This window comes from Borreliella kurtenbachii (assembly GCF_030437945.2).
GTDB lineage: Bacteria > Spirochaetota > Spirochaetia > Borreliales > Borreliaceae > Borreliella > Borreliella carolinensis.
In genome coordinates, this window is record NZ_CP179521.1 from 23,489 (window position 1) to 30,669 (window position 7,181).

Here is a 7,181-nt window from a genome sequence, read left to right on the forward strand (position 1 = left end):
AAAAAAATGAACAATGTTTCAAACAATAATAATCAAGAAATACAAAATAATATTCAAGGAGATCTCAAAATGATAAGTGTTGAACAACAAAGTTTTACTGGATGTGAAATATTTGAGGAAAAATCTTCTCCCATTAAAGAAAAAAGTAAATTAAGCAAGATAGGCAAGAAATTACCCGGAATAAGTAGTCAAGAGTGTTTTAGATTTAATCGCAATATTGATTTTAGTGTGCAAAGAAATGAACTTGATAGATACGGAGCTAGTGAAGTAGGCAATGTTTTGATTGGAGGTGCAGGACTTAAAGACTTGATGATTAACAGAGTACTTAAATATTTTGGAATGAGCCTACCTTTTGAAGAGAATTTGTATATGCTTAAGGGCAAAGAATTAGAGAATTTAGGATTTAGAGAATTTGTTAAAGCATACGGTGATAATATTGATATTTTGTATAAAAACAAGTATGCCAATGGAGTTGATAAGTATAACTATTTCAAAAAAATGGGCAGTTCAGAAACTTTAGTGGGGTCAACAATTGATGGCCGGTTTATTAATAATAATGGCGATTTAGAACTTTTAGAGATTAAAAATAGCGACTCTCATTATATGAGTAGTGCTATTGCTGAGTACAATAAAAATGGCAATTTTTTAAGCAGCAAATATTTTTTCAAATACTATGTGCAGGCTCAAATGCAGCTAGCATGCACCGGGCTTGAGTATTGTAATTTATTCTTTTTAATAGATGCTGCACCAATTAACTGTAAGATTAAAAGAAATGAGGCCCTAATATCAAAAGTGTTTGAATTTATTAATAAATGTGAATTAGAAATTAAAAATTTAAAAAAAGATATTTATAGTAACTATAGAGAGGAATACTTAATGGCACACAATTTTAACAAGGAAGCGTTTATAAAGCTTGCCCAAGATTTAGTAGAAAGGAGTGATTTTTATAATTCTGGAGTTGAGTTTGATTGGGCAAGAGAATTTGTAGAATATGTTGATTGTGTAGCCCTTGAAATTAAGGATAATCAATCTGCTGAAAATCTTGCGTATGATTTAATGGAGATTGACAGTGTACAAAAAGAATTAAATAGAATTCAAAACGAAAATAAAAAAAGAGAAAAACCTTATAAAGATAGGCTGAAAATGCTAATTTATAATATTACGAATACATGTCCACTAATTGAGCATGTAAATTATAGATTTGGAGAGTTTGTGTTTACTCTTGATCCTAAGAAAAGGGCAATATCAGATAGATTAAAGGGGCTATTGCCAACAAGTGGCACAGTATTTTTCCCTAGCAATATAGCATTTGCAAATAGTGTTAGTGTCCCCATGTGAATGGGAGCACTAAAAAATTAAAGAAATAATTTAATATAGGAGAGGTAAATAATGCTTATTAATAAAATAAAACAAGACAATAGAACTTTAAGACCAGAGATACAAAAATGGGGTTGTTACTTTTTATGTCTACATTATTATACAAGTCTATTTAAGAAGGTTGAATTTAATGCTTATGAGATAAATGCAGCATATTATAGATTTATAGGACTTGGCTACATTAAGAGTAATTGTTTTATTATAAATCCATGCATGATACTTAATTACTACGGAATTAGAAGTAGTGTGAGATATGAGTCTTTAAATTATTTGGGTGCAGCCAATGAATTTGAAATAAGTGAAGTTAAAATCGACAAGGTTAATGGGTATCACTTTATAGCAACAAAAAATAAAGAAATATTATATGATTCACTTGACTTAAAGCCAAGTGGAAAAATATTTAAAGTAACTTCAAAGCGTATATTTAAACTAAAATAGTTTTTTTAAAGTTTAAGGTTATTTTTCATGCATTTATAAGCGTGAATTTTATTAGCAGCAGAGAGGCCGTAGATATTATCAATTTCGGAAGTTGAATGATATTTCATAAGTTCTTTAATTTGGAAAGAATTATAACCATTAGATTTTAAATATGAAATAAACAAATTTCTAAATAAATGAAGCGATTTATTAGCACGAAATCTTGACTTTTTGAGAAGATTTTTGAATTTATTAGAAATATGGATAATGCTAATTTGATTATCTTTAAATTTATGTTTAGTTTTTTGGAAAAGATAAGTACGCCGAGGGTCAAAATTTTTACTATTAAAATAATTTTCGTGAGCTTTTTGAATAGCATCAAACTCTACAGATTTTATGACAATTTCTCTAATGCAAGGGACATTTCTTTTTTTAGCTACATTTACTTTTATATTGTAAAAAGTTTCTCCAGTTTTGCTTAGTAAGGGGGTAATATCTTGCATTTTTACTTTTTGTAGTTCGGCACCTCTGCAGCCACTTATTGCCAGTAGATGTAAAAACCAACCAGAAATTGGGTCAATTTGTTTTAATGTTTTAACACATTTTTCAATTATTTTGATAATTTTTTGATTCAAATAAAACTTTGGAGTTGGTTTTGAAATTTTTTTCTTACTTTTAGATTAAATTTTTAGTGAATTTTTAAGAATTTTATTTTCATTTTCTAGAATTTTGTTTTTATTTAATGCATTTTGATAGTCTTGAAAGAATTTGAGCATAAAGTCAATACCTAAATTATTTAAATTAAAATAATTATTAGTGTCCATAAAATCCTCTCCTTTGAAGTGTTACTTTTAAATTAAGTAAAAGTAATAAAAATAGATAAAAAATGTAATTTATATTTTACCAAAAATCTAAAATTTTAGTCAAATTTATGGCGCTCTCATTGCATGCAAAATCTGGGTTGTAGAGTGGCTGTGATAAACAGAAGTGTCAAGTTCTGAGGGGTGGACTTAAGAAAGACTAGATACTTTAAGTGATATATAGCAAAGACTTTGAAATTTAAGCCATATGTGTTTTATAGTCTTTTGTAATGAGCCGGGCATTTGCAATGGAGAGATTTTGGGGAGTTGGTTAAAATTACATTTGCGTTTTGTTAATATGTAACAGGTGAATGTAACAAAATTATATATTTAAATCTTTAAAATATTGTATTTATTAGGCGTTGCGTTATCTTTGAGACTTATGGAGAGACTTATGAATAAGATAATGAAAATGTTTATTATTTGTGCAGTTTTTGTGCTGATAAGTTCTTGTAAGAATCATATTTTATATGATGGGCAAAGTAATGGTGAGGCGAAAGTTAGAAAAATAGAATTCTCTGAATTTACTGTAAAAATTAAAAATAAAGATACTAGTGGTAATTGGGTAGACTTAGGAGATTTAGTCGTAAGAAAAGAAGAAGATGGTGTTGAAATAGGGTTAAATGTTGGGATAGGATACACAGCGACGTTCTTTTCATTAGAAGAGTCAGAAGTTAATAACTTTGTAAAAGCAATGACCGAAGGTGGAGCATTTAAAACTAGTTTATACTATGGATATAAGAACGAACAAAATAGCGGAGGTGGTAACGAAAATAAAGAGATAATAACAAAGATAGAGAAAATTGATAGTTCTGAATATGTTACATTTTTAGGAGATAAAATTAAGGATTCAGGAGATAAAGTTGCTGAATATGCAATACTACTAGAAGATCTTAAAAAAAAATTAAAATAGAAGTTAGAAGTATAGGGGAGAACAATTATGAATAAAAAAATGTTTACTATTTGTGCTGTTTTTGCGCTGATAATTTCTTGCAAGAATTACGCAAGTGGTGAAGATGTAAAAAAAAGTTTAGAACAAGATTTAAAAGGAAAAGTTAAGGGATTTTTAGATACAAAAAAAGAAGAGTTTTTTGGAGATTTTGAAAAACCAGAAGCAAAAGTTCAACCAGGAGATGAAGAATCGATGCAGGCTGATGAGTCGCAGGGGCAAGGTGAAGATCAAGCAGCTCAAGAGGATCCAGAAGATTCAGAATTAAAAGAGATTGAAAAGCAAATAAGAGAATTAAAGGATAAGGTAGAAAAAGCAGATTTAAAAACAACTGTTATTGGAACATATTGTGAGTATGAAGAAAAAATAAAAGAATTAAAAGAAGAATTAAAAGATAAAGAAAAACTTAAAAATAAATTAGAAGAACTTGAGAAAACTTTAAAGGAAAGGATAGAAAAAAGAAAAAAAGAATTAGAAGATGCTCAAAGTAAGTTTAAAGAGTTTGAAAAACAAGTTAAAAATGCTAGTGGAGTAACTTATGGTCAAAAAGTTAAAGGAAAAGGCAGTATTGGATTTCAGGCTTGGATAAAAGCTAAAGAATTGGGTGTAAATGGAAGTCATTTTGCTAATGATGGTACCAATACTGATGATTTTTCAAATAAAGTTATAGATGATGCACTTAAAAATATTAATGAAGAGCTTAAAAAGTTAAATAATAAAGAAAAATAGAAAAAATGGTTTTAAAAATATAAATTATAAGAGAACAAGACAAATTGTTCGTCTTGTTCTCTTATTTTAGGTAAAAAATGAGCTATGCTTTTTGTATAATTTTTGGAAACCATCAAGATCAAAAGTTATAGATCGAGTTAGTTTGCCGGGATCTTCACTTTCAGGAATTTCAATTGTTATTGTTACAGTTTTATGTTTTAGTAATTTTGGAAGTAAATTTTCTATACCTGGATCAGAAGTTATTAAATTAATACGAACATATTCTGCACGACTCTTTAATCCACCACTTCTATGAATTTCCCACATAATTCTATCATCTACAAATTTTTGATTTAATTCTCTTATTATCTCTTCAGAGGCATTATTAAAAGAAAATTTAACTTTTATTTTACTAATGTTTTCACGTATATCGGTTAACATAGGGTATGGATTATTAAATTCTATATTGTAATGGTATTCTAAGTTAAAACCCATATAATAGGTTTCTTTATCGTCTTTAATAAACCTTGAAGTGGTAAAGCTAAGACGACTTAATTTTTCATCTTCTCCTACAAAGAGGGTAGAAAAACTTCCTTTGCCCAAATAACGGTTTTCATCATCATTTCTAAGGGTTTTAAAAAAGGATATGTGTGTATCTGTTTTGCCTTTCTTATGATAATATTTTTCCATATACCCCTCGTATTTGGATTGATCATAAGAAAAACTCATTGTTACTTTTAAAAATAATAGAAATAATAAAAATATTTGTTTTTGATTCATATAAATGCTCCTTTTTGAATATTTGAAATATTTGGTTTTTATATTAATAAATATTGTAAATATAGGGCAGCTATTAATAGACATAAAGAAATTAACTGTTTATGTTAACAATTAATAAATTGCTTTACTATTTAGGGTAACAATTTGTTACTTTTGTTATTTTAGAGGATTTTTTTGAAAAAAGTTAAAAGGTCTTTTGATGATTATGTTGCATATTTTAGAGAAGGACTGTTAAGTGATAAAGAAATAGCAGATAAACTAAGGGTTTCTAAAGTAAATGTGTGGAGAATGAGACAAAAATGGGAAAGTGGGGAAAATTCTGTTAACGAGGACTCTAGACTAATAATTAGTGAAGATACTTTTGAACACCTTTTGTCACAAACTTTTAAATCAGAAGTTAACGCCAGGAAAGTTAGAAGCGAATTGGATGTAGAGCGGGCTAATTTAGAATTAGGATTTATAAATGCATTTAAGCAATATTCTAGTATTGAGCTTGTTAGTATGCATACTAAAATAGAAAATTTAAGAGCCGAAATTGACGCTTTAAATAAAGCAAGTAGTAAAAAAAATAAGCAAGTTGTTAATGGAGAAATTAATTCTTTAAAAAGCGAGCTTGATGAATATATAAAGGAGTGTTCAATAAGAGAAATGGAGCTTTACTATGAATGTATGAAAAAACTTGCTACGGTTAATGAAGCTGAAAGCAAAAGTAACTACAAAAATAGTAAAGGACACAAGTGAACTTATATCAAACAAAACTTTTTACTACACTTCAAAAAGAATACAAAAATAAATATGGAGTTGATATATCACAATTTGTAAATCTAACAAATTCTTCAATTAATTTTGCTAAGTTTGAAGAAGAACAGTTAACTTTAAAACAAAAAAATGTGATAAAAAGCATTCAAAAGAATAATGAGAAAAAGATTATACTCAGCGGCGGTATAGCTAGCGGTAAAACGTATCTTGCCTGTTATCTTTTTCTCAAAAGTTTAATTGAAAATAAAAAGTTATACTCAAGTGATACGAATAATTTCATTATTGGGAATTCACAACGTTCAGTTGAAGTTAATGTTTTGGGGCAATTTGAAAAGCTATGCAAACTGCTTAAAATTCCTTATATTCCAAGACATACAAATAATTCATATATTCTGATTGATTCACTGCGAATTAATCTATACGGAGGGGATAAGGCAAGTGATTTTGAAAGATTTAGGGGTAGCAATTCAGCACTTATTTTTGTGAATGAGGCTACAACTTTACACAAGCAAACGTTAGAGGAAGTCTTAAAAAGACTAAGGTGCGGGCAAGAAACTATTATTTTTGATACTAATCCCGATCATCCAGAACACTATTTCAAAACTGATTATATTGATAATATAGCAACTTTTAAGACATATAATTTTACGACTTATGATAATGTTCTGCTCAGCAAAGGATTTATCGAAACACAAGAAAAGCTATATAAAGATATACCATCATATAAAGCAAGAGTTTTGCTAGGTGAATGGATAGCAAGCACTGATTCAATTTTTACACAAATAAATATTACTAATGATTATGTATTTACTAGCCCGATAGCATATTTAGACCCAGCATTTAGTGTTGGCGGGGATAACACTGCATTATGTGTTATGGAGCGGGTTGATGACAAGTATTATGCTTTTGTATTTCAAGACCAACGACCAGCCAATGACCCTTATATTATGAATATAATCAAGACTGTTATAGAGAATTTTAATGTACATACACTGTATTTAGAGGATAGAGACAATACAAAAGGTGCTGGTGGATTGACTCGTGAATACATGTTGCTAAGAAATAATATGAGTCAATATTTTAGAATTGTCCCGGTTAAGCCAAAATCTAATAAATTTAGTAGAATAACAACGTTAATTACGCCGTTTACTTACAATAAACTTTACATTACGAAATACAGTAGCTCTTCTGTATTTAATGATATTTATTCGTATAAAGGAGATAACAAAACCCATGATGACGCTCTTGATGCAATATCTGCAGCATATTTGATGTTGTCTTTAGGATATAGAGAGAGAAGTGTTCACTTTGGCAATCAAAGATTTTTGTAA

7 protein-coding genes and 1 pseudogene are annotated in these 7,181 nt (G+C 28.6%); 6 read left to right on the top strand and 2 right to left on the bottom strand.

The annotated features are described in order from the left end of the window. The first annotated feature begins 6 nt into the window (after positions 1–6). Both QIA22_RS06885 and QIA22_RS06890 read left to right on the top strand, forming a co-directional pair. Complete coding sequence (locus QIA22_RS06885) at positions 7–1,338, top strand: DUF244 domain-containing protein (RefSeq protein WP_367612037.1); 1,332 nt, start codon at positions 7–9, stop codon at positions 1,336–1,338. A 51-nt stretch (positions 1,339–1,389) separates the two neighbouring features. Next, positions 1,390–1,815: a DUF261 domain-containing protein gene (locus QIA22_RS06890; protein WP_367612039.1), complete on the top strand. Its 426-nt coding sequence runs from the start codon at positions 1,390–1,392 to the stop codon at positions 1,813–1,815. A 5-nt stretch (positions 1,816–1,820) separates the two neighbouring features. Here QIA22_RS06890 and QIA22_RS06895 read toward each other — a convergent pair. Continuing rightward, a pseudogene (locus QIA22_RS06895) lies at positions 1,821–2,618 on the bottom strand (tyrosine-type recombinase/integrase). A gap of 430 nt (positions 2,619–3,048) precedes the next feature. On the opposite strand from QIA22_RS06895, the gene QIA22_RS06900 reads away from it, so the two are divergent. Both QIA22_RS06900 and QIA22_RS06905 read left to right on the top strand, forming a co-directional pair. After that, on the top strand, positions 3,049–3,567 hold the full coding sequence (locus QIA22_RS06900; protein ID WP_367612040.1) for an Erp family outer-surface lipoprotein: 519 nt from the start codon (positions 3,049–3,051) through the stop codon (positions 3,565–3,567). A gap of 27 nt (positions 3,568–3,594) precedes the next feature. Next, complete coding sequence (locus tag QIA22_RS06905; protein WP_367612042.1) at positions 3,595–4,332, top strand: hypothetical protein; 738 nt, start codon at positions 3,595–3,597, stop codon at positions 4,330–4,332. 66 nt (positions 4,333–4,398) lie between these two features. Here the strand turns inward: QIA22_RS06905 and QIA22_RS06910 are convergent, their stop codons facing one another. Next, positions 4,399–5,091 carry a hypothetical protein gene (locus QIA22_RS06910; RefSeq protein ID WP_367612044.1) on the bottom strand — a complete coding sequence of 231 codons (693 nt, stop codon included), beginning with the start codon at positions 5,089–5,091 and terminating at the stop codon, positions 4,399–4,401. A 174-nt stretch (positions 5,092–5,265) separates the two neighbouring features. Between QIA22_RS06910 and QIA22_RS06915 the strand changes: the two genes are divergently transcribed. Both QIA22_RS06915 and QIA22_RS06920 read left to right on the top strand, forming a co-directional pair. Further along, positions 5,266–5,832 carry a DUF603 domain-containing protein gene (locus tag QIA22_RS06915; RefSeq protein ID WP_418457014.1) on the top strand — a complete coding sequence of 189 codons (567 nt, stop codon included), beginning with the start codon at positions 5,266–5,268 and terminating at the stop codon, positions 5,830–5,832. Next, positions 5,829–7,181, top strand: coding sequence for a PBSX family phage terminase large subunit (locus QIA22_RS06920; protein ID WP_418457016.1), 1,353 nt, complete (start codon positions 5,829–5,831; stop codon positions 7,179–7,181). Before QIA22_RS06915 ends, QIA22_RS06920 begins: the two co-directional genes overlap by 4 nt.